This is a genomic window from Acinetobacter sp. ABJ-A23_2 (assembly GCF_044538765.1).
In the GTDB taxonomy this organism is placed as follows: Bacteria; Pseudomonadota; Gammaproteobacteria; order Pseudomonadales; family Moraxellaceae; genus Acinetobacter; species Acinetobacter nosocomialis_A.
Genome location: NZ_JBIUCP010000014.1, coordinates 11,713 through 31,189, shown reverse-complemented (window position 1 = coordinate 31,189; position 19,477 = coordinate 11,713). Strand labels below are relative to the sequence as shown.

The following is a 19,477-nucleotide window of genomic DNA, read 5'->3' as shown; positions in this document are numbered from 1 at the left end:
TATAATATTCCTCATAAAATGTGGTGAGTTGTAAAAACTCACTGCCTAATTAACCGCCATTTGCAAATGCTGAGTATTTTCCAGCCTATTTACAGCTTTCGATTTAGAAGCCTGTTGAACATTAATACTCAATATTCGAACTTCTGCCCCATTTTGAACATTTAACTGTTTAGCCTGCTCTAAACTTAGCTGTATTTGATTTTGATAAGGTGCGCTATACACTACAATTGCCCGATAATTTTCATAATCATCATTAGCAATAATGTAAGGTTCATCACCTAGACTTAAATCAGTAGACTCTACAACTTGTACAGTTAAAATCTGACTTTCTTTGATAGCCCTTAAATTTTCAATATCGGCCTGTAGTGTTGCTCCGCCATCAAAAATATCGACATAGCCTTTATAGCGAAGCCCTTCTTCTAGCAAAAGATTGTAGGCTGGCCGTGTATTTGGATGAACCATTCCAATTGCCGCTTTAGCATCGTCTGGCAACATATCGACATAGAGCGGATGCCTCGGCATCAACTCGGCTATAAAAGCTTTTTGCCCTATGCCGCTTAAATAGTCCGCTTTGGTAAATTCAATATTAAAAAATTTATGACCTACCGCATTCCAAAATGGAGACTGTCCATTTACATCGGAATAGCCACGCATTTCAGCCACAATCGTTTCTTCAAAGTATTGGCGAAATGCGGACAAAAACAAGAAGCGTACTTTAGATAAAAACTTGCCATTTTTATTTAAACGATAGTCTGGGTCTAAAAATAACGTACAAAGCTCACTACAGTTGGTATGGTCATTACTCAAGTACAAAGTCGGTAAAGCGTTATAAACACTTAAAGGTTCCGAAGCGTGAACTTGAGTACCCACATGGAAGTTATACCAAGGCTCTTTTAGACCGAGCGCGACTTCAATACCGCAAACACCGACAACTTTGTTGAGTTCAGTATCTTCTAAAACAAATAAATAGACCTGATCTGCTTTTGGTAATTCACCCGCAACCGTTTTACAGGCGCGTTCAATACGTGCAGCCAACTTTTCCATATTTGGCTGTAAAGATGTCAAACCAAAACCCGCTTTTTGAGCCAAAAGGTAAAGATCATTAACATCCTTAGGTTCAATGTAGCGAATAATCATCATGCGGCTTGTTCATCCTTTTGAATTTCGACAAAGCGAGCAAGTGCACGTTCAAACCGTTTTAAGCCTTCATCAATATCAGCAAATGGAATAATTAAAGACGGCGTAAAACGCACAACATTTGGTCCAGCAATCAGACTTAGTAAACCTTCCTCACCCGCAAGGTTATTAATATCTTTTGCTTTACCTGCAAACTTATCTTTTAAGGCACAACCTATTAGTAAACCTTCACCGCGAATTGTTTCAAAAACTTCATATTCTTCATTTAATTTATTTAAAGCTTTTTTATAGTAGTCATGACGTTCTTTAACGCCGTTAAGCACTTCTGGCGTATTAATAAATTCAAAGACTGCCCCCGCAACCGCACTTGCTAATGGGTTACCACCGTAAGTTGTACCGTGTGTACCCACTGAAAAATGCGGCGCAAATTTATCAGTTGTTAACATTGCACCCACAGGGAAACCACCACCCAATGCTTTTGCAGTAGTAAGCACATCTGGTGTAACACCAGAGTTCATATAGGCATAAAGTGCACCTGTACGACCAACACCTGTTTGCACTTCATCAAAAATAAGTAAGGCACCAAATTCATCACACAGCGTACGTAAACCTTTTAAAAATTCGATGTCAGCAGGAATTACCCCACCCTCACCTTGTACAGGCTCTACAATCACTGCACAGGTTTGTTTATTAATGACTGCTTTAGCAGCTTCTAAATCATTGTAAGCAACATGGCTAATCCCGTTTGGAAGTGGTGCAAAGTCTTGTGAATATTTTGGCTGACCACCTGCTGAAACGGTAAATAAGGTACGGCCGTGGAACGCATTATTAAATGCCACAATGCCACTTTTACCCGCAACACCGCTGTCGAGCCCAACTTTACGAGCAAGCTTTAATGCTGCTTCATTCGCTTCTGCACCTGAGTTACAGAAGAATACTTTGTCTGCAAATGTATTTTCGGTGAGTTGTTTAGCAAGGCGTAGAACTGGTTCATTGGTATAACCGTTACCTACATGCCAAAGTTTTTTTGCTTGTTCTGTTAACGCATTGACTGCTACTGGATGCGCATGACCTAATGCATTTACTGCAATCCCGCCTGCAAAATCGATATATTCTTTATTTTCTTGATCCCAAATACGTGAACCTTCACCACGTACCGGAATGAAATTTGCCGGTGCAAATACTGGAACCATCCACTCGTTAAAGTCGCTACGAGAAACTGCAAAATTATTCATTTTATCTAGTCCATTAAATTGAATTATTTGGGTGAGCTAATGCCCCTATTATTCAAAATCAAATTGATTCACAAAATTTGTAATTCAGCAAAAAATGAATTATTTTTTACCAATTTGATAATTGACAATGACATTATGGACAATATTGATCAAATTATTTTAGGTTTACTTAAAGATAACGCACGGATGTCTGTTACCGAATTAGCCGAAAAAGTTCACGTCTCAAGAGCAACCATTAAAAAGAGAATGGAGTATCTTGAAACTTCGGGCATCATTACTGGCTATACAGTTCGTTTTAAACCGAATGCGGAACGGAATGTTATCCGTGCATGGATGAGCATTATGGTTGAAGGGACCAAAGCGCAATCTGTGATTAAAGAACTACGCCTAGAAAGTGCGGTGGAATGTTTGCATAAAACCAATGGCAAATGGGACATTTTGGTCGAGTTACGCTCTGATACTTTAGAAAACTTCGACAAAGTTCTAGAAAGAATCAGGAATATTTCAGGTATTTATAACAGTGAAACTAGCATCCTGCTTGCGAGTCATAAGACCTAACATTCACTTTAACTTCAAAGAATAAGAATTGATGAGCTAAGCATAAAGTTTGGCTCACCCTCCCATTCCTACAAAGAAATTTCCTTAAGTACCCTTTATTAAAATTAAAAACCATCACAACCATAGTCCATTCTAAAAATCCTCAATAAATTTTTAATTTTTTTAAATAATCAAAATCAAAAACTTAAAATCTAATTTGATTTAAATTCCCATTTTTTTCACTCGCTCCTCTCATCAAAGCATTTGACAGAAAATTTAAAACATAATACATATAGTATTATATGTTATATGTTAAAACCTAAGGACAAGGTATAAAAAAATGGCTAAAACTCAACTACAACACTTTATTAACGGCGAATATGTTGCTAGCAACGGAAATGATTACTTCGACTTGGTGAGCCCAGTGACTGGTGAAGTTTATGCACAGTCACCCAATGCAACCGATGCGGAAGTTGACGCAGCATATGCCGCTGCAAAAGAAGCATTTAAAATTTGGGGACGCAGTACACCATCAATGCGTCAAAAAGCGTTGCTTAAGTTAGCGGATGCTATCGAAGCAAATGCTGACCGTTTGATTGAAGCTCAAAGCCGCAATACAGGGCAGTTAAAACACTTAATTGCATCTGAAGAAGTGGGTGTATCGGCAGATCAAGTTCGTTTCTTCGCAGGTGCGGCTCGTTTACTCGATGGCTCAGCAACTGGTGAATATTTAGAAGGTTTAACTTCTTCTATTCGCCGCGAACCCATCGGTGTGGTTGGCCAAGTCACTCCTTGGAACTATCCACTTATGATGGCAATTTGGAAAATTGCTCCAGCTTTGGCCGCGGGTAACACTGTAGTACTTAAACCAAGTGATACCACTCCTGAAAGTACCCTTTTACTTGCAGAAATTGCTGCTCCATTTTTCCCTAAAGGTGCATTTAATGTAGTGCTAGGCCAAGCGCAAGTCGGTTCAAAAGTGGTATCTCATAAAACGCCTGCACTCGTTTCGATTACAGGTTCGGTTCGTGCAGGTTTACAAGTTGCGGCTTCTGCTGCTGCGAACTTAGCAAAAGCTCACCTTGAACTTGGCGGTAAAGCTCCTGTACTGGTTTTTGAAGATGCCGACATTGATAAAGCCGTTGAAATGATTGCTTTAACAGGCTATTTCAACGCAGGCCAAGACTGTACTGCGGCGACGCGTGTCATTGTGGCTGAAGCTGTTCATGATGAATTTTTAGCTAAACTCGTTGAAGCTGCCAAAAATACTCGTTTTGGCGATCCCGATGATCAAGACGCTCTTTATGGTCCACTTAACAATGCTAACCAATTAAAGAATGTTAAAGCATTTATCGACAACTTACCTGCTCATGCCAAAGTTGAAACAGGCGGAAAACAAGCAGACCGTCCGGGCTTCTATTTTGAACCGACTGTTATTAGCGGTTTAAAACAACATGATGAAGCCATTCAAAAAGAAATTTTTGGACCAGTCATTACCGTTCAAAAATTTACCGATGAAAATGATGCCATTGAAAAAGCCAACGATGTTGAATATGGCCTAGCTTCAAGTGTGTGGACCAAAGATCACGCCCGTGCGACTCGTCTTTCTCGTGAACTTGATTTCGGTACAGTTTGGATTAACACGCATATTCCTTTAACCGCAGAAATGCCACACGGCGGTTTCAAAAAATCAGGTTATGGTAAAGATTTATCTGGCTATGGTTTTGAAGAATATACCCGCGTTAAACATGTGATGAGTTCAAACGAATAATAACAATGAGTTTTGAAAGGAGATCAAAATGAATAAGCAAGAAATGAAAGACTTGGTGACTAAAGCCCATCACGAGTTATTTAATTTGCATGACACCACTGCTCTAGACCGTTATTTTTCTGAAGACTTTATAGAGCACTCACCACTCGTTGCAAATGGTATTTCGGGTCTGCGTCAATTGGTAGAAGACTGCCCAGATATGCAACATGAAGCTGTGCGTGTATTGGCAGATGGCGACTTGGTTGCAATTCATGGCCGCTTTCAGGGCCTAGATGAAAAACCTTTAGTTGGTTTTGATATTTACCGAGTAAAAGACGGCAAAATTGTAGAGCATTGGGATGGTCTTGTCGCAGAAGCTGCACCGAATGTAAGCGGTAGAACGCAATTAGATGGCCCGACTGAAATCGTAACTCACCATGACCCAGAGAAAAACCGTGAGATTGTGACGTCTTTCTTTAAGGAGTCATTAATTGATGGAAATTACGATGCCTTCAAAGAATACACCCACGGCGATCAGTTCATTCAACATAGCCCAGATATTGGAGATGGCGTTAAAGCCGTCATTGATTTTTTGAACAATATCCGTAATGAAGGACAAGGTTTGGTATACTCAAAAACACATCGCTCCATTGCTGATGGTCAATTTGTATTGACTCATTCCGAAGGTAGTATTGCCGGAAATCGACATGCCTATTTTGAATTATGGCGTGTAGATAATGGCAAAATTGTTGAACTTTGGGATGCAATACCAGCCGTGCCTGAAGATGAACAGGCTGTCCATGGTTATGGCGTGTTTTAATAATTATTTATCCGCTTCATTAAGCTAAGTCTTTTGACTTAGCTTTTAGAGAATTCGCCATGTCAGCATATACGATAATTTTTGCACCTATTGCTCAAGCAACTCGTTCTGAACAAGTTGTAGAACGCTTGGAAAATGCAATTATCTCTGGTTTGCTCAAAAGCAATGAACAACTTCCTAATGAAGCAGACTTAGCACGCTTAATGGGAGTTTCACCCATTACCGTTCGCGAAGCTTTAAATACTTTACGTGTAAAAGGTTTAATTGATACACGTCGCGGCAGAAATGGAGGAAGTTTTGTTTGTGAGCTACCTTCAGATTTACTGTTAAACCAACACCCATTGCGCCAAGCATCAAATGAGTATCTTGCCGATTTAGGTGAGTTTCACAGTTCAATTTTAAGTCATAGTGCATATTTGGCCGCTCAAAGAACCACAGAATATGAACTAGGCAAAATAAAAGAGTTGATTGAACAATTTGAACAAGCTATTGAGGCAGACACACGCGCACAGCTTGATTTACGTTGTTTGCTGACACTCACCTCATTTGCTCAATCTGCAAGACTGGCAAATCAGGAACTCACCATTCAAGCGGAATGGGCTCCCCTTATTGCCGTGCTTTATCAAGACGACGATTTTCACCGTGAAGTTGTAAAGCAATATCATCATCTTTTGTCGTCTTTTGTTGAAAATAATGAAAATGAAGCTGTGATTCAAGCCAGAAAAATAGTTTCAATGCTCACCGACCAAATGCTTCGCTATAAGTTATCGAGTGAATAAAAATAATAAATAAGATGGCTTATCAATAATCAAGTTAGAAATATGGAATTTTAGGAGTTATCGGAATGACCCAGCACTTAGATTTAGATATAGAAGAGCTTCAAAGTTTATTAAAAAGTGTTGTTGAGGAAACAACAACGATTACGGAAACACTGGCGGCTAAAGCAAGCAAAATTCTGTCAAAGCATACATCTGAAAAAAATGCAGATATTAAACTTTCAACTTCAGAACGCTCTGCTTTGCAGAAGGAAATTAAAAATGCCCTAAATCAGAGCCATTATAGTCAAGGAACTGGTTTTGCGAGTTATAGTCCAGCAACGCAAGACGAACAAGACTACTGGACACTCGAATGGTGGTATAAAAAAGAAGACCAGTTACACCAAGCGAAACTTGAAAACTACCAAAATGCGCAGCGCTTTTTAGATTTCCGCTCTTTTGAATGGTTCCATAAACCTGCTCAAGATAAAAGCCTGTGCATACATGGCCCTTACGTTGATTATATTTGCAACGGTGCCTACACCATCACCATTGCTCACCCTGTCATGATTCATGATCAGTTTATTGGTGTCATTGCGACCGATATTTTAGTTTCGGCTCTCGAAAAGCTACTTATGCCGAAACTCAAAAATATCAAGCAAAAAGCAGTCATTATGAATGATTCATCTCGGGTCATTACTTCAAATGACATTAGCATCCGAACTGGAACATTATTTAAAGAAAAGACTGCTCAACAGTTTTTCTCACGCCCGTGTCAGTCTTTCCAGTTAGTCGTGATTTAAAAAGCAAAGAATAATGGTTCTTTATTCTCGCTTTAGTGTGCCACCAAGGTGAAATAGCACTTTAAGCCTCTAGCTACTGTTCAAACTTTCTTCAATCAGACTTGTTTATTCAGGTCTAGGGGAAGTTTTGGCCTAAAAATAGCATCGCCTTTCTGGATGAAAAGCAAAAACAACGAAATTTGAGGTTGAAAAGACATGGAAAATAAAGCGTCTTCCTTAAAAAAACTATCACTATGGCAAGTCACAATTATCGGTATTGCCTATATGACCCCCATGACGGTTTTTGATACCTTCGGTATTGTTTCCGGAATTACTCAAGGTCATGTTCCTCTAGCTTACTTACTCGCTTTAGGCGCGATGCTGCTTACCGCTTGGAGCTATGCAAGATTTAGTAAAAACTCAGAAAGATCAGGTTCAGCCTATAGTTACACGGCTGAAAGCTTAGGGCCTAAAAGTGGTTTTTTTGTCGGTTGGTGCTCTCTACTCGACTATCTGTTATTACCCCTTATTAATGTTTTACTGGCCGCAATTTATCTTACCGCTCTTATTCCAAGTTTACCGTACTGGTTTTGGGTACTTGTATCGGCTGGCCTTGTAACCTTAGTGAACTGTTTCCGTATTCGGTTACTTGCCAACCTAAGCCTCGTGTTTGTGTTTGCACCGATCATACTCATGGTCATTTTTGTATATTTAGTAATTCGGGGTATTGGCTCAACTCAAGGTTATGAACACGTGCTGACCTTGGCTCCGCTATGGCACGGTCAGCAATCGCTATTACCGCTCGTTGCTGGCGCTTCGGTTTTATGTTTTTCATTTTTAGGTTTTGATGCAGTTACTACCCTTTCAAATGAAACCAAACAACCCACCAAGAATATTCCCCGAGCAGTCATGTTAACCACACTTGCGGGTGGACTTATTTTCTTCACAGCTGCTTGGTTTATTCAACTTTATTTTCCAAACAATGTTCGCTTTCATCATCCTTCAGAAGCATTACCAGAAATTGTGCTTTATGTGGGTGGTACTTTATTCCAGTCAATATTTTTGTGCGGCCAAATTATGAACACAGTCGCCTCAGGTCTTGCCTCACATGCCAGTGCTTCACGTTTACTGTATATAATGGGCACCGACAATATTTTCCCTAAAAAGTATTTTGGAACCATCCATAGCTCTTTAGGTACGCCATTTTTCTCGGTTTTATTTGTCGGGCTTATTTCAATGTCGGCTATTTTTTTAGATTTAGCTCAAGTCGTTAGCCTGATCAGCTTTGGTGCGCTCGTTGCTTTTACGGCCGTAAACTTCTCAGTTTTTATGAAATTTTATATTAAAGATAAACAGCGCTTAGGTTTTAAAAATAAATTTCTAAACCTATTTTTACCGCTTTTATCAGTCATTAGCATTATTTGCTTATGGCTCAATCTCGACTCATCTTCACTCATTTTTGGATGCTTCTGGTTATCTTTAGGCATTCTTCTATTTATTTATAAAACGATTAAAAAACAAAGTATTGCGATTAGTAATGCTTATTAATTTTTTAAGGAACTTCTCTATGAAAATTATTTCTAAACCTCAGCTTTTAAAAGATGTGGAATACAAACCAAGTAAATCTCTACAAGTGGGCAAAGAGTGGAGTTGGTTAAATCCAAAACATGCGAAATTTGATACAGCCACAGTTAATGATGCATCGGTAGATAACCCAGCCAACTACTATGAAAGCTCACTGTCTGATTGGCATACATTTGACAGTTTACAAGCTGATATTGAATGCGATGTGGTAGTTATTGGCGGTGGCTTATTAGGTTCATCAAGTGCATTACATTTAGCTGAACAAGGCGTAGATACCGTTTTATTAGAAAAAAACCGCATTGGTAGTGCAGCTTCTGGCAGAAATGGCGGACAACTTACCCCAGGTTTAGCACGCTGGGAAGCTCAAGAAATGGCTGACCGATTAAGTTATGAAGATGCAAAAAAACTATGGCATTTTACTTCTACGGAAGCCATGCAACTCATTGATGACATCTCGGAAAAATACCAACTCAACTTTGACCGAAAACATGGCCATATTACTGCCGCCGTTCATGAAGGACATTTGGTCGGCTTAACACAAGGTGCTGATGCACGAAAATACTTAGGCGAAGACCATACCCGTATTGTAGGTAAGCACGAACTCATGGACTATATTAAATCTGACTACTATACAGGCGGTTTAATTGATGAGTTAGGCGGACAGATCCATCCCTTGGCTTTAAACCGCGGCTTAATTTATGGTTTTTGCCAAAACGGCGGTACTGTTTATGAACAAACTGAAGTCATTTCAATAGTAGAAAAAACAGATGGTATTTATGTTCAAACAGCAAATGCTGTCGTAAAAGCTAAAAAGTCTGTGGTGTTAGCAGTACACCATGCCTCGTTTAAACTTTTATCTGAACAGAACAATACCACTATTCCGTTTTATACCTATGTCGCGACCACTGCTCCATTAGAACTGGATACCAAAGAGCTTCTGCCATTTGGGCATCCGGTTTATGACACTCAGTTCCAGATTGATTACTACCGTCCTGTGTTTAACAACCGTTTACTATTTGGTGGACAAGGTACTGGAACATGCTGGGGACCAGAGAAAACTTTAAATTATTTAGAGCATCGAATTCATACAGTTTTCCCACAAATTAAAAATCTAGAGATGGATTTCGTCTGGAGTGGCACTACTGATTTAACTGTAAATGGTGCAGTCGACAGTCGTAAATTCGGCAATAAATTCCCGATTTATGCAGTTCACGGCTGGAGCGGTCACGGCGTGGCACAGACAGTACGTATTGGTAAAGCCATTGCAAATGACTTTATTGGGCAATCGAATGACTTTGAAATGTTATCTAAAATTGACCATCAAAATATTATTTTTGGCCGTACCCTTGCCCCTGTTGTTATTCCACTCGCTAAAAGTATGTATGGCATCGGAGCAATGATTAATCCGGGCAAAATGGTGTCTTTCTAATTTATAAAAACGACATTCTCTAAAAAAGGATTCGTACAGATTTGTGCGAATCTTTTATATAAGTCCAATATTACTTTTCAAACTAGGTTATCCCTATCCAATCTATTACAATAGCATCGGCTTTTTTAGACAGCGCATAGTATTTTGAGTAACTCAACTTCCCAATTAAAACGTGGACTTAAAAATCGTCACATCCAGTTAATCGCTATGGGTGGTGCTGTGGGCACAGGACTTTTTTTAGGCTCTGCACAAGTCATTCAATCTGCTGGTCCTTCAATCATTTTAGGTTATGCCATTGTCGGTTTGGTTGCATTTTTAATTATGCGACAAATGGGTGAAATGATTGTAGAAGAACCTGTGGTTGGCTCTTTTAGCTACTTTGCACAAAAGTATTGGGGAAGATTTCCCGGTTTTTTATCGGGCTGGAACTATTGGGTAGTGTACATTTTAGTGGCTATGACGGAGCTTACCGCCGTAGCGAAATATGTACATTATTGGTGGCCTCATATACCTGCGTGGGTTTCGGTTTTATTTTTCTTTGTACTGGTCACTTGTTTGAACTTGGGCAACGTTAAATTTTATGGCGAATCTGAATTTTGGTTAGCCATTATTAAAGTTACCGCAGTCATTTCAATGATTGTGTTTGGCTTATATTTATTGCTTACAGCAGGCAACGACTCTATAGCGAGCCTTTCAAACCTATGGCAGCATGGCGGATTTTTCCCACATGGCTTTTCGGGTTTGTTTTATATGCTCGCCTTTTTAATGTTTGCATTTGGCGGTATTGAACTGATCGGAATGACTGCTGCTGAAGCTGAAAATCCTGAAAAAAGTATTCCGCAAGCCATTAACCAAGTTATTTTTCGAATCTTAATTTTTTACGTGGCTTCACTGGCGATTATTATGTCGCTTATCCCATGGAACCAACTGGACCTTGGTGGTTTAGATAAAAGCCCATTTGTCATGATTTTTAGCCAGCTTGGTATTGGTTGGGCAGCACATTTACTTAACTTTATTATTTTAACTGCTGCGCTTTCAGTTTATAACAGCGGCATGTATGCCAACAGTCGTATGCTGTATGGACTGGCAGTACAGGGCAATGCACCTAAAGTTTTTGGACAAGTAAGCAAACAAGGTGTACCCACAGCTGCTGTTGTCTTCTCTTCTATTTTGATTTTTGGGTGTGTTTTACTCAACTACTTTGTACCAGAAGAAGCTTTAAGCCATCTTATGTATATGGCTGTTGCAGCTTTGGTTTTGAACTGGGCGATTATTAGCTTTACCCACTTAAAATTTAAAAAAGCTATGAAACTTGAAGGCAAAGTTGCCAAGTTCCCTGCTCTATTTTCACCTTTAAGTAACTATGTTGTGCTCGTTTTTATCGGCATGATTTTATACATTATGTGGACTCAAGGCTTTAAAGAATCGGTAATTTTGATTCCAATCTGGATTACTTTAATGCTTGGTTTATATAAAGTTTTAAGATTAGATAAATCACTCTGAACGTCCTAAAAGGCTTATTCAAACACAGAATAAGCCTTTCTTATTTTAGAGAACTATAAACAAGCTTGCTCTTACTGAAAATCTGATCAAGCCAAATATTTATCTTGTTTCTGATCAATCACACATCACTTAGTCGCTTTTAGGTACAGGTTATCCATTAAAAAATGGTGCTTAAGACCTTTTTAAGAGATGATTATTAAAGTACAAGTGTTTACATGATCTATAAATATTTGTGCCAATGTTCAGCTAAAATCGTGGCTGACCAGGTATATCGTTGCGATCACCAATCCGGAAGAGACACTTCGCCATAAGTCGTGTTCTTTACCCACTTTACTGATTTTGCTCCATTCACTGCGTCGCTTAATGATGAAAGACAGGAAAAATTTTATGGAAAAAACACTGCAATGCCCAAAGTGTGGTTCTACAGAAATTGAAACACGTGATCATGACAAACTACTTAAAACCACTGGCGGTGTTTTACTAACAGCTGCGGGAACAACAGCGGGTACCGTAGGCGGTGCTGCAACAGGTGCTTCTATAGGAGCAGCGATTGGTACTGTAGCTGGACCATTAGGTGTAATTGTTGGCGGTACTGTAGGCACATTTGTCGGTGCAATCAGTGCAGGTATTACTGGCGGTGTAGTGGGTAATATCTTTGGTAAAAAAGCAGGTGTAATGATCGACAAAAATATATTTCAGGACTACCGCTGCCTAAAATGCAAATACCGTTTTAAAGTAAAGAAATAACCCTATTTCATTAAGCTTAGTCTTAAAGCTTTTCTCATAATTTGAAAATAAAGGAAAGTTATCATTTAGGTTGCTTTCCTTCCCCTCTTATCTCATCTAGTTCAAAGAAAAATAATTTAATAACAATCTTTTATCGACACTATATTTTATGTGTAGACTATAAAAATCAGTCATTTACTTTACGCTACTCATAAGATATGAAAGAATTGCGGCCTCATATAACTTTTGAAATTTAAAATGAGAAAAATATTATTTTTAAGTTTAGTCAGTATGTTTAGCTCGTATAGCTTTGCAGAAGATAATAATTCGGTTTATAGAGGAATGGGTACTGGGCCTCAGGATTTTTTAAAGTTTCAAATACTCAAACAAAAAGGCTTTTTAGCCAAGAAACCTAATATTTCGCGAGCAGACTATAACGATATATACAAACTCAAAAGGCCTTATGAGTTTATGGGACAAAACGTTGTACTCATTTCGGATGAATATATGTCTGAATACATAGGCTGTTGTGTGAGTGAAGGTTGGGGAGCTGTATTTAAGCAAACTTCTAATTTGAAATTGATTGAAAAATTTGCAAAAACAAATCAATGTAGTGTCGGCCCTATAGAGTCAACAAGTGATTACTATGGCTTTAAAATTCGTTCTCTGCCAAAAGGTAATTATTATGAATTATCATGTCGCGAACGTGACTTAGCTCAGTCTGAATAGATAGAAATTAAATTCTGAAAATAAGAGCCAAACAAGTTGTTTGGCTCAAAATAATAAAGGAATACATAGTTAACTCAGCGATAAAAAGCCATAATTCAATTATTTATCAGGTCCTTATTGTTGCTGAAAGTTCTACAAAATTAGTACCATCAATCATAATTAAAATACCATGTATTACTATATTTTTAAGTTTTCTATAAAAGCTTACATAAAAGTATAGATACTAAATGATGTTTCTTTCATTCAACTTTAAAAGTATAGGTTTTTTTAATTTCATTATTACCACCGCCAAAAAAGTCAGCATAAATACTTATACTGTAAGTTCCTTCATATTTTGGTTTTCCTTTAATTTCTATAATATTGTATCTCGATAAATCATTTTCTGGCTTGACTGTGATGCCAAGATCCTCTGGTATATCTGTAGTTAATTCAGCATTTTGATCTACAACCTTACCTCCAGAAATCTGAATAAGCTGTCTATACTCCTGATTCACATGAGCTGTTGGAAGTAGATCAGGTGTAATCGTATATTTCTTACCACAAGCTGTAAGTGTCAGTAAAATTGAAAAAATAATGGAGCGAATATAATTGTTAGATTTCCCCATTATTAGACCATCTTCTTTCTGTTAAATGGATAGAAATTTCATATAACTTATTACAAGCTAAATCTCTTTTATTGAACTGTAAAATTATAAATTTTATTGATCTCATTATTACCTCCTGCATAAAAACCAGCCCAAATATGAATTGTAAATGTACCTTTATACTTTGGAGTGCCCTTGACCTCAATAATATTATAACCATCTAGATCATTAGTAGGTTGAACTGTTATTCCTAAATCTTTAGGAATATTTGTTTTCAATGGTTGATCGTTATCAACGACTTTACCACCTAAAATATGAATCACTTGATTATATTTCTGATTGACATGAGCAACTGGTAATTCATCAGGTGTAATCGTATATTTCTTACCACAACCTGTAAGTATTAATAATATTGAGAAAATAGCAATAAGTTTAATTTTCATTAGAATTTTTCCTTTTTAATAGTTAAATAAAAATTTTAAGGCCATTTTCTTATTCATCACCATCTAACCCTCAGTAAAGCTTCCGCAATATATAAAAATATGGACTATACTTTTTTATGACATAGTCGAATTATGTAAGGTTGCTATCAAATTTTATTTGAAGAATTTATATATAGAAAAATGAGCCTAACTCCCTTTTCTAATTACTTACACAGCATATATTTTGTTAGGCAAGATTAACTTTTCGGTTTGATACTCAAACGATCAACCTCTTTGGAAATATCCAACATCACTTGAAACTTATCTAGTTGAGCTACAAAAGGAATGTATTGGAATAAATCTACTTTTTTCATATTCTCAATAATTTGTGGTCCACCCAAAACCGCTGGTGGTTCAAAGGCATAGATTTGATCTTCGGTAAGTTCACCTAAATTTGTTAAGCAGCGATCAAAAAGTAATTTGCCATTTTGATCATAAGCATCAATCGATTCTTTTTTTCCTTTAATTAAAATTGTTGATAAAAAAGAACTCATATGATCTTCTTCGCTAAAATTTCTGTTTTCATTAATACTCGGGAAAATCCTCATATTAATAATATCAATGGTCAAGTTCGAATCTGTTTCTTTACTAGTTACTAATAATTTTCCAAAAGCAGTTCTTGCTATTACATAGAAATCATCATGTTGCGTAAAATCAGTATCTTTTAAACAAAGCTCTAAAATATCCTCATAATCCACTGGATTAATCAACCAAAAAACCGCCATTTTCAAACGATGCAAAACCAAGTTTTTCCCAAATATAAAATAGATATTCAGGAAAAGTATGCTCATATTGAGCAACAAATTCGGGCGTTGGTTTTTTACCTATTTCAATCTTAGAAAACTTAATTTTAAAATAATCAAGATAATCTTGTATTTTTTTAAGTTGATCTGTCGGCAACATTATTTACATCTCTCTAATTTCACATTAAGTTTAGTTGTTTCTTTGGTATTTAAACCTACACCACTAACTGCATCATCAATTGATTGGACACGACTGATTTTTTCATTTTTTGCTATATTTCCCCAACCACTCCCTATCGAAGAATTGACATTTTTTAAACCCATATCCATAGCTGCATCACTCATAATCCCTCCAGTAATTTGATCAGGATTATGTAAGGCTGCCATAGTTGTCATTACACTTCTAGCATCTTTTGTTGCCTTAATATCAGCATCAATTGGATTCATCGTTTTAGAATATTCTCTAGCATATCTCTCTTGTAAATCACTTTCATATTCTGTGCGAGCCTTAACTTGATCTACACCACTACCCCGACCATTTTGTTTAAAAAGCTCCCGACCTTTCTCGTAATCTTTTGCAGTCATATTATTTAAAGCATTCTGTTGCATTTCTAACTGGCGATCGGTTTCCCACTTTAAATATTGATCTTCTGACCAATTTTCACGCTTAGCTTGTGGCGGATGCCCTAAATCAATATTTTTACGGGCATTGGCTCGAGCTTTAGGAGTATTTACTGGCTCAAAACATCCGACCTTGTGCTCTTTCATCTTGGCAAAAGCAATTTTATTAGATGGCTGTGTATGGCTAGCTCGAGTCGGTTGACTTGGACTCCCACCAATATGGATATCCATCCCATTGCCATGTCCACCTGCAACACTCAATTTTGGTTGCCCCATAATCTCATGACAAGCATTCTCAACCTGACGACAGAGGTCATCAATATACCGTCCAACCTGAGCCATGATACTTTTAAGTGCAGCCGCGTATTTATCTGCCAGAGCATCAAACCCAGTCATTTTAGCAGTATTACGACTACCATACATTTGTAAAAGTGATTGTAGTTTTGCAAGATATTGATTAAGGACTAGTTTTGCATTTGTACCTATTTCTGTCCAAGGTTTGGTTTTCAGCCACCTTTCAGGGTTATCTCCCCAAAATGGTTTATAACCAAGCTTTCGACAATAAGATTCCAACTGCTCAATTGCCTTAAATAACTCATCTTTTGTTTTAATAATTTTACTAGTAATCAACTTAGCAATCGTTTTAAAAACTGAACCAAAGAATGGAATTACACCAATTCCTACTAAGGCTAAACTCATCCAGTTTTCAGGTGTTCTTTCTTTTTCATCTGATAAAATAATAACACTGGCCAATAAATCCCGGATATCACATATCTGATCAGCGACAGGGATCATACTGATGAGGCCACCCACAATCACTTGGGCAACTGTAGGATCTTTATTAAAATCGCCACTAATAAATCCAAAAATATATTGAATATCTTCTATATTTTCGTCAATTATCTTATTAATATTATTTGCAAGATTAATATCTGTTTGTACTTTTACAGCAAATGCAAGTTGTATCGCATGTTGAAACTTATCTAGAAACCCTGCAGATTCAGGTAATGCTTCGATTGAAAAATGACTAGATACATAAGCATACTGGGTTTGATCTTTTTTTTCTAAAGGCGCATGTTTCGCTACACCATATTCGGACTCACCTAATGCAAGGCTTAGAAACTCAGAAGATTGGATAAACTCTTGTTGTATATATCCTGATTTACGACTTAAACCTTGCCAAAACTGTTCATTTCCTGTTTCAGGTGTTTTATTTTGTTCAACCATTATTTAACACCTTTGGTTTGAATAAAATTAGAAAACCAACTGTCATCAACTGCACCTGATTTGTCATTTTCATTAAATACAGTTTCATAAAGAACTTGTGCTTTTCCAACGGGAACATCTCGAATAAAAGCTTGCCCTTTTTCATCTAAAAATCCAGTTCTTTTAGAACCATCAGAGAGTGTTACCGTATATTTAGAACCTTTTGCAGGCGTGCCATCAGCATGAAAATATTCTAAAAATAAATCCTGTGGCTTGGGTTCAAAAACAGGTAATGACGGTAAGCTAGGCTGAACACTCGCTCCTCCCATAAACAAATGCTGCCCAGCATTGACTTGGAATTTCCCACCAGTTTTCGGAAATATTCCTGAACCATTTAGGGTAATTTGAGATGAGCCACCCGTAATTTTGACTTCTTTCGGGCTACTAATGATGACCTTGTCATCGGTTGATGAAATTGTAATTCCAAGTTTGCTCAATACATCCAGCGCATCTGCCTGAGCTTGTATTTCTACCTTGCCTTGTGCTGCTACAGCTTTTAGCCCACTTTGCGCTGCAAAGAGGCTGATCTTATTTTGAGCATGGGCAATGACATTCTTTTGAGTACTTATATTGATGCTGTCTCCAGCAATCTGATTGATTTGTGCATCAGCCGAGATATGAATATCTTCAGACGTACTCAAGGCTATGCCATCTGGCGAACTTAAAAGCAGTAAAGCTTTTTCAAATTTAGCGACGTTCTGCTGAATTTGTGAGGCAAAATCTTTTAACTGTTCAATCGATTCTATTTCATCGGTTTTCTGGTTTTTAGCAATGTCACTCAGTGCTTTACTGTTGGTTTGACTACCTTCAAGTTGCTTTTTCGCAACTTCGGCATCGAGGTGTTCACCTTTGGCATTATCCTGTTTATGGGTGGTTACCAATAAACCTTGCCCCGCACGTAAAGCTCCCCATTGGTCCGTGCGCAGTTCAAATCCTTCTCCGCGATCTTCACTTTCCGCTTTATCTTTAGGATGGCTCAGTTTCCCCAGATTTAACTGGCTTGCACCATGACTGCTTTGTAGTTGGGTACTAATTTGTCCCGGTGTATCATCAAATCTGAGCTGTCCAAAACCACCACCCGACACCTCTTTGGAACGAATACCACTGAGCTTTTTAGTATCAGGAAGTTTACCTTTGTTATCAAATTTGGTTGGATGGCGCTGTGCCTCATGCACTCGACCCATCACAAACGGTCGGTCTATATCGCCATTAAAGAAGTTAATAACAACAATTTCACCAATACGCGGTAAAAAACGTGCACCGTAACCTTCTCCAGCCCACGGCGTTAGAACGTCAATCCAAGCTGAATCGGTGTCATTATTATTGGTCCCTGCGCCCCCATCATGGCTATGATCATCACTGCGGGTAAACAGGAAACGAACTTTAATACGTCCCCATTCATCTACATAGATTTCTTCGCCTTCAGGACCCACTACTTTCGCACGTTGTGGATGAGTGGCAGGACTATGGGTTTGTGGGTTATAAGCTGGTGTTGTTGGAATTTGACGACGTTGTAAAATCAACTGATTCGCTTGACGCTCGTCGTTATTACTCGCTTGCCAATCACTTTGTTGAACTAAATTTTGGATTTGCTGGTTTAAATCTTTAGGTAAATTATTTTGGTTATAGTAGTTCTTACCTACAATTAAAAACTCTTTATCTGCACCGTCATGCTGATCTATTTCAGGATGTTCATTGAGTTCAAACCAATAGCCGACTTGGGTATCTCGTACTGTGGTTTTAGCAATAAACTGCTTAGACTGAGCATCATAATAAGCACTTAGGTTCTGATTGAACTTTTCTAATTGTTGATTATTTGCTGAAGTTGCCCCATCTTCGCCATTTAAATCCTGCATCCATGCCGGGCTATAGTGCCATGCTTCTTCGAGGCTTAAGCTCTGATTGTCATAGTTTGAACTATGTTGGTGTTTACTTTGTACACTGCCCGCCCCATCAGTTTGTTGCAATACATCTGGCTGCCAACGCTGCACAAAAACAGAAGTCGGCTGTAAACTACGGTCAGCCATTAGGCTGGTCATGCTATCAGTTTGTTCAGTTGCACTACTGCGGTGGTAACGAATCGCTCTTCTTGTCAGCGCTTGATATTGGTTATTATCATCAATCAAACGTAATTTTTGTGGCTGAATATGGTCCGTATTGCTCGCTACAGTGAGCTCAGCTTCGTCAATGAGCCAGCTCATGCCTTCACTACGCCATAAGCGAGTTAAGAAGTCATAGTCACTTTCATTGAGCTGCATAACAAAAGGGCGAACATCGTAGGTCTGTTTCAATCCGCTCAAATCTAGAGTCAGACTAGAAGCAAATAATGGACTTTTTCCCTGCCATTCCTGAAATAGAATTTCACTAATTTCTTTCACACTCTTGTTCATAAACACACGACTATTTCTGCGGTTATGCCAGAGATAAGTTGGATCACTTACAGCGAGCTTATATAAAGTTAAAGCACCATCACTTTGCCCCTGCGATGCTCCAGTAATAATACCAGTCGTACGAAAAAAACTTCCTCGGTCTGTTACTTGGTCAACAGCAACCTGTACTCCAATAAATGTTTTGAGTGGAATATGGGCATTTGTTGATAAACAAATCAACTCTGCTGTCATGCCCTGATTAAGATAATGTTGCCCATCTATGCGTTGTAAAAAGACCTGACTATTCAGGGATGCATCTGAAAACTGGAGATACACCGAACGATGCTGTGAGAGAAAACCAACACTCTCTAAAATCTGGGTAATATTATTAAACATCACTTTATTTATAAATTTGAGTCATAATC

18 protein-coding genes are annotated in these 19,477 nt (G+C 38.0%); 10 read left to right on the top strand and 8 right to left on the bottom strand.

All coding sequences use genetic code 11. The features are described from left to right. Positions 1 to 45: 45 nt before the first annotated feature. Entirely contained in the window at positions 46 to 1,140 is a 1,095-nt protein-coding gene (astA, locus tag ACH63V_RS06955; RefSeq protein ID WP_311071940.1) for an arginine N-succinyltransferase, read from the bottom strand. Further along, the gene (locus tag ACH63V_RS06950; protein ID WP_396463083.1) at positions 1,137 to 2,372 is read right to left on the bottom strand and encodes an aspartate aminotransferase family protein; all 1,236 of its coding nucleotides are present in this window, start codon (positions 2,370 to 2,372) and stop codon (positions 1,137 to 1,139) included. Before ACH63V_RS06950 ends, astA begins: the two co-directional genes overlap by 4 nt. A 135-nt stretch (positions 2,373 to 2,507) precedes the next feature. On the opposite strand from ACH63V_RS06950, the gene ACH63V_RS06945 reads away from it, so the two are divergent. The 10 genes from ACH63V_RS06945 (at position 2,508) to ACH63V_RS06900 (ending at position 12,987) form a co-directional block, all read left to right on the top strand. Beyond that, the gene (locus ACH63V_RS06945; protein ID WP_191106786.1) at positions 2,508 to 2,930 is read left to right on the top strand and encodes an Lrp/AsnC family transcriptional regulator; all 423 of its coding nucleotides are present in this window, start codon (positions 2,508 to 2,510) and stop codon (positions 2,928 to 2,930) included. A 319-nt stretch (positions 2,931 to 3,249) separates the two neighbouring features. Next, on the top strand, positions 3,250 to 4,680 hold the full coding sequence (locus ACH63V_RS06940; RefSeq protein WP_396463082.1) for a gamma-aminobutyraldehyde dehydrogenase: 1,431 nt from the start codon (positions 3,250 to 3,252) through the stop codon (positions 4,678 to 4,680). Positions 4,681 to 4,708: 28 nt separating this feature from the next. Then, positions 4,709 to 5,479: a nuclear transport factor 2 family protein gene (locus tag ACH63V_RS06935; RefSeq protein ID WP_396463081.1), complete on the top strand. Its 771-nt coding sequence runs from the start codon at positions 4,709 to 4,711 to the stop codon at positions 5,477 to 5,479. Between the two features lie 59 nt (positions 5,480 to 5,538). After that, the gene (locus tag ACH63V_RS06930) at positions 5,539 to 6,258 is read left to right on the top strand and encodes a FadR/GntR family transcriptional regulator (RefSeq protein WP_396463080.1); all 720 of its coding nucleotides are present in this window, start codon (positions 5,539 to 5,541) and stop codon (positions 6,256 to 6,258) included. A 65-nt stretch (positions 6,259 to 6,323) separates the two neighbouring features. Further along, a complete protein-coding gene (locus ACH63V_RS06925; protein WP_396463079.1) occupies positions 6,324 to 7,037 on the top strand; it encodes a cache domain-containing protein in 714 nt (237 codons plus the stop codon). 195 nt (positions 7,038 to 7,232) lie between these two features. Beyond that, on the top strand, positions 7,233 to 8,564 hold the full coding sequence (locus ACH63V_RS06920; protein ID WP_396463078.1) for an APC family permease: 1,332 nt from the start codon (positions 7,233 to 7,235) through the stop codon (positions 8,562 to 8,564). A 19-nt stretch (positions 8,565 to 8,583) separates the two neighbouring features. After that, positions 8,584 to 10,029, top strand: coding sequence for an NAD(P)/FAD-dependent oxidoreductase (locus tag ACH63V_RS06915; RefSeq protein ID WP_396463077.1), 1,446 nt, complete (start codon positions 8,584 to 8,586; stop codon positions 10,027 to 10,029). A gap of 144 nt (positions 10,030 to 10,173) precedes the next feature. Further along, positions 10,174 to 11,532 carry an amino acid permease gene (locus ACH63V_RS06910; protein ID WP_396463076.1) on the top strand — a complete coding sequence of 453 codons (1,359 nt, stop codon included), beginning with the start codon at positions 10,174 to 10,176 and terminating at the stop codon, positions 11,530 to 11,532. Between the two features lie 387 nt (positions 11,533 to 11,919). Then, positions 11,920 to 12,279: a hypothetical protein gene (locus ACH63V_RS06905; RefSeq protein ID WP_000416091.1), complete on the top strand. Its 360-nt coding sequence runs from the start codon at positions 11,920 to 11,922 to the stop codon at positions 12,277 to 12,279. 237 nt (positions 12,280 to 12,516) lie between these two features. Beyond that, positions 12,517 to 12,987: a hypothetical protein gene (locus ACH63V_RS06900; protein WP_396463075.1), complete on the top strand. Its 471-nt coding sequence runs from the start codon at positions 12,517 to 12,519 to the stop codon at positions 12,985 to 12,987. A gap of 239 nt (positions 12,988 to 13,226) precedes the next feature. Here ACH63V_RS06900 and ACH63V_RS06895 read toward each other — a convergent pair whose 3' ends face one another. The 6 genes from ACH63V_RS06895 to ACH63V_RS06870 form a co-directional block, all read right to left on the bottom strand. Next, entirely contained in the window at positions 13,227 to 13,592 is a 366-nt protein-coding gene (locus tag ACH63V_RS06895; protein WP_396463074.1) for a hypothetical protein, read from the bottom strand. A gap of 68 nt (positions 13,593 to 13,660) precedes the next feature. Further along, a complete protein-coding gene (locus ACH63V_RS06890; RefSeq protein WP_396463073.1) occupies positions 13,661 to 14,014 on the bottom strand; it encodes a hypothetical protein in 354 nt (117 codons plus the stop codon). 236 nt (positions 14,015 to 14,250) lie between these two features. Further along, positions 14,251 to 14,778: a T6SS immunity protein Tdi1 domain-containing protein gene (locus tag ACH63V_RS06885; RefSeq protein WP_396463072.1), complete on the bottom strand. Its 528-nt coding sequence runs from the start codon at positions 14,776 to 14,778 to the stop codon at positions 14,251 to 14,253. Continuing rightward, positions 14,756 to 14,956, bottom strand: a complete 201-nt coding sequence (locus tag ACH63V_RS06880; RefSeq protein WP_396463071.1) for a hypothetical protein — start codon at positions 14,954 to 14,956, stop codon at positions 14,756 to 14,758. Before ACH63V_RS06880 ends, ACH63V_RS06885 begins: the two co-directional genes overlap by 23 nt. Continuing rightward, on the bottom strand, positions 14,956 to 16,644 hold the full coding sequence (locus ACH63V_RS06875) for a polymorphic toxin type 15 domain-containing protein (RefSeq protein WP_396463070.1): 1,689 nt from the start codon (positions 16,642 to 16,644) through the stop codon (positions 14,956 to 14,958). Before ACH63V_RS06875 ends, ACH63V_RS06880 begins: the two co-directional genes overlap by 1 nt. Continuing rightward, on the bottom strand, positions 16,644 to 19,448 hold the full coding sequence (locus tag ACH63V_RS06870; RefSeq protein WP_396463069.1) for a type VI secretion system Vgr family protein: 2,805 nt from the start codon (positions 19,446 to 19,448) through the stop codon (positions 16,644 to 16,646). Before ACH63V_RS06870 ends, ACH63V_RS06875 begins: the two co-directional genes overlap by 1 nt. Positions 19,449 to 19,477: the final 29 nt, after the last annotated feature.

What these genes read in the sequence shown, in the direction of transcription:
- ACH63V_RS06950 (WP_396463083.1), bottom strand. Translation starts at nt 2,372, where the DNA reads ATGAATAATTTTGCAGTTTCTCGTAGCGACTTTAACGAGTGGATGGTT.
- astA (WP_311071940.1), bottom strand. Translation starts at nt 1,140, where the DNA reads ATGATGATTATTCGCTACATTGAACCTAAGGATGTTAATGATCTTTAC.
- ACH63V_RS06890 (WP_396463073.1), bottom strand. Translation starts at nt 14,014, where the DNA reads ATGAAAATTAAACTTATTGCTATTTTCTCAATATTATTAATACTTACA.
- ACH63V_RS06915 (WP_396463077.1), top strand. Translation starts at nt 8,584, where the DNA reads ATGAAAATTATTTCTAAACCTCAGCTTTTAAAAGATGTGGAATACAAA.
- ACH63V_RS06880 (WP_396463071.1), bottom strand. Translation starts at nt 14,956, where the DNA reads ATGTTGCCGACAGATCAACTTAAAAAAATACAAGATTATCTTGATTAT.
- ACH63V_RS06885 (WP_396463072.1), bottom strand. Translation starts at nt 14,778, where the DNA reads ATGGCGGTTTTTTGGTTGATTAATCCAGTGGATTATGAGGATATTTTA.
- ACH63V_RS06905 (WP_000416091.1), top strand. Translation starts at nt 11,920, where the DNA reads ATGGAAAAAACACTGCAATGCCCAAAGTGTGGTTCTACAGAAATTGAA.
- ACH63V_RS06930 (WP_396463080.1), top strand. Translation starts at nt 5,539, where the DNA reads ATGTCAGCATATACGATAATTTTTGCACCTATTGCTCAAGCAACTCGT.
- ACH63V_RS06940 (WP_396463082.1), top strand. Translation starts at nt 3,250, where the DNA reads ATGGCTAAAACTCAACTACAACACTTTATTAACGGCGAATATGTTGCT.
- ACH63V_RS06945 (WP_191106786.1), top strand. Translation starts at nt 2,508, where the DNA reads ATGGACAATATTGATCAAATTATTTTAGGTTTACTTAAAGATAACGCA.
- ACH63V_RS06920 (WP_396463078.1), top strand. Translation starts at nt 7,233, where the DNA reads ATGGAAAATAAAGCGTCTTCCTTAAAAAAACTATCACTATGGCAAGTC.
- ACH63V_RS06895 (WP_396463074.1), bottom strand. Translation starts at nt 13,592, where the DNA reads ATGGGGAAATCTAACAATTATATTCGCTCCATTATTTTTTCAATTTTA.
- ACH63V_RS06935 (WP_396463081.1), top strand. Translation starts at nt 4,709, where the DNA reads ATGAATAAGCAAGAAATGAAAGACTTGGTGACTAAAGCCCATCACGAG.
- ACH63V_RS06875 (WP_396463070.1), bottom strand. Translation starts at nt 16,644, where the DNA reads ATGGTTGAACAAAATAAAACACCTGAAACAGGAAATGAACAGTTTTGG.
- ACH63V_RS06925 (WP_396463079.1), top strand. Translation starts at nt 6,324, where the DNA reads ATGACCCAGCACTTAGATTTAGATATAGAAGAGCTTCAAAGTTTATTA.
- ACH63V_RS06870 (WP_396463069.1), bottom strand. Translation starts at nt 19,448, where the DNA reads ATGTTTAATAATATTACCCAGATTTTAGAGAGTGTTGGTTTTCTCTCA.
- ACH63V_RS06900 (WP_396463075.1), top strand. Translation starts at nt 12,517, where the DNA reads ATGAGAAAAATATTATTTTTAAGTTTAGTCAGTATGTTTAGCTCGTAT.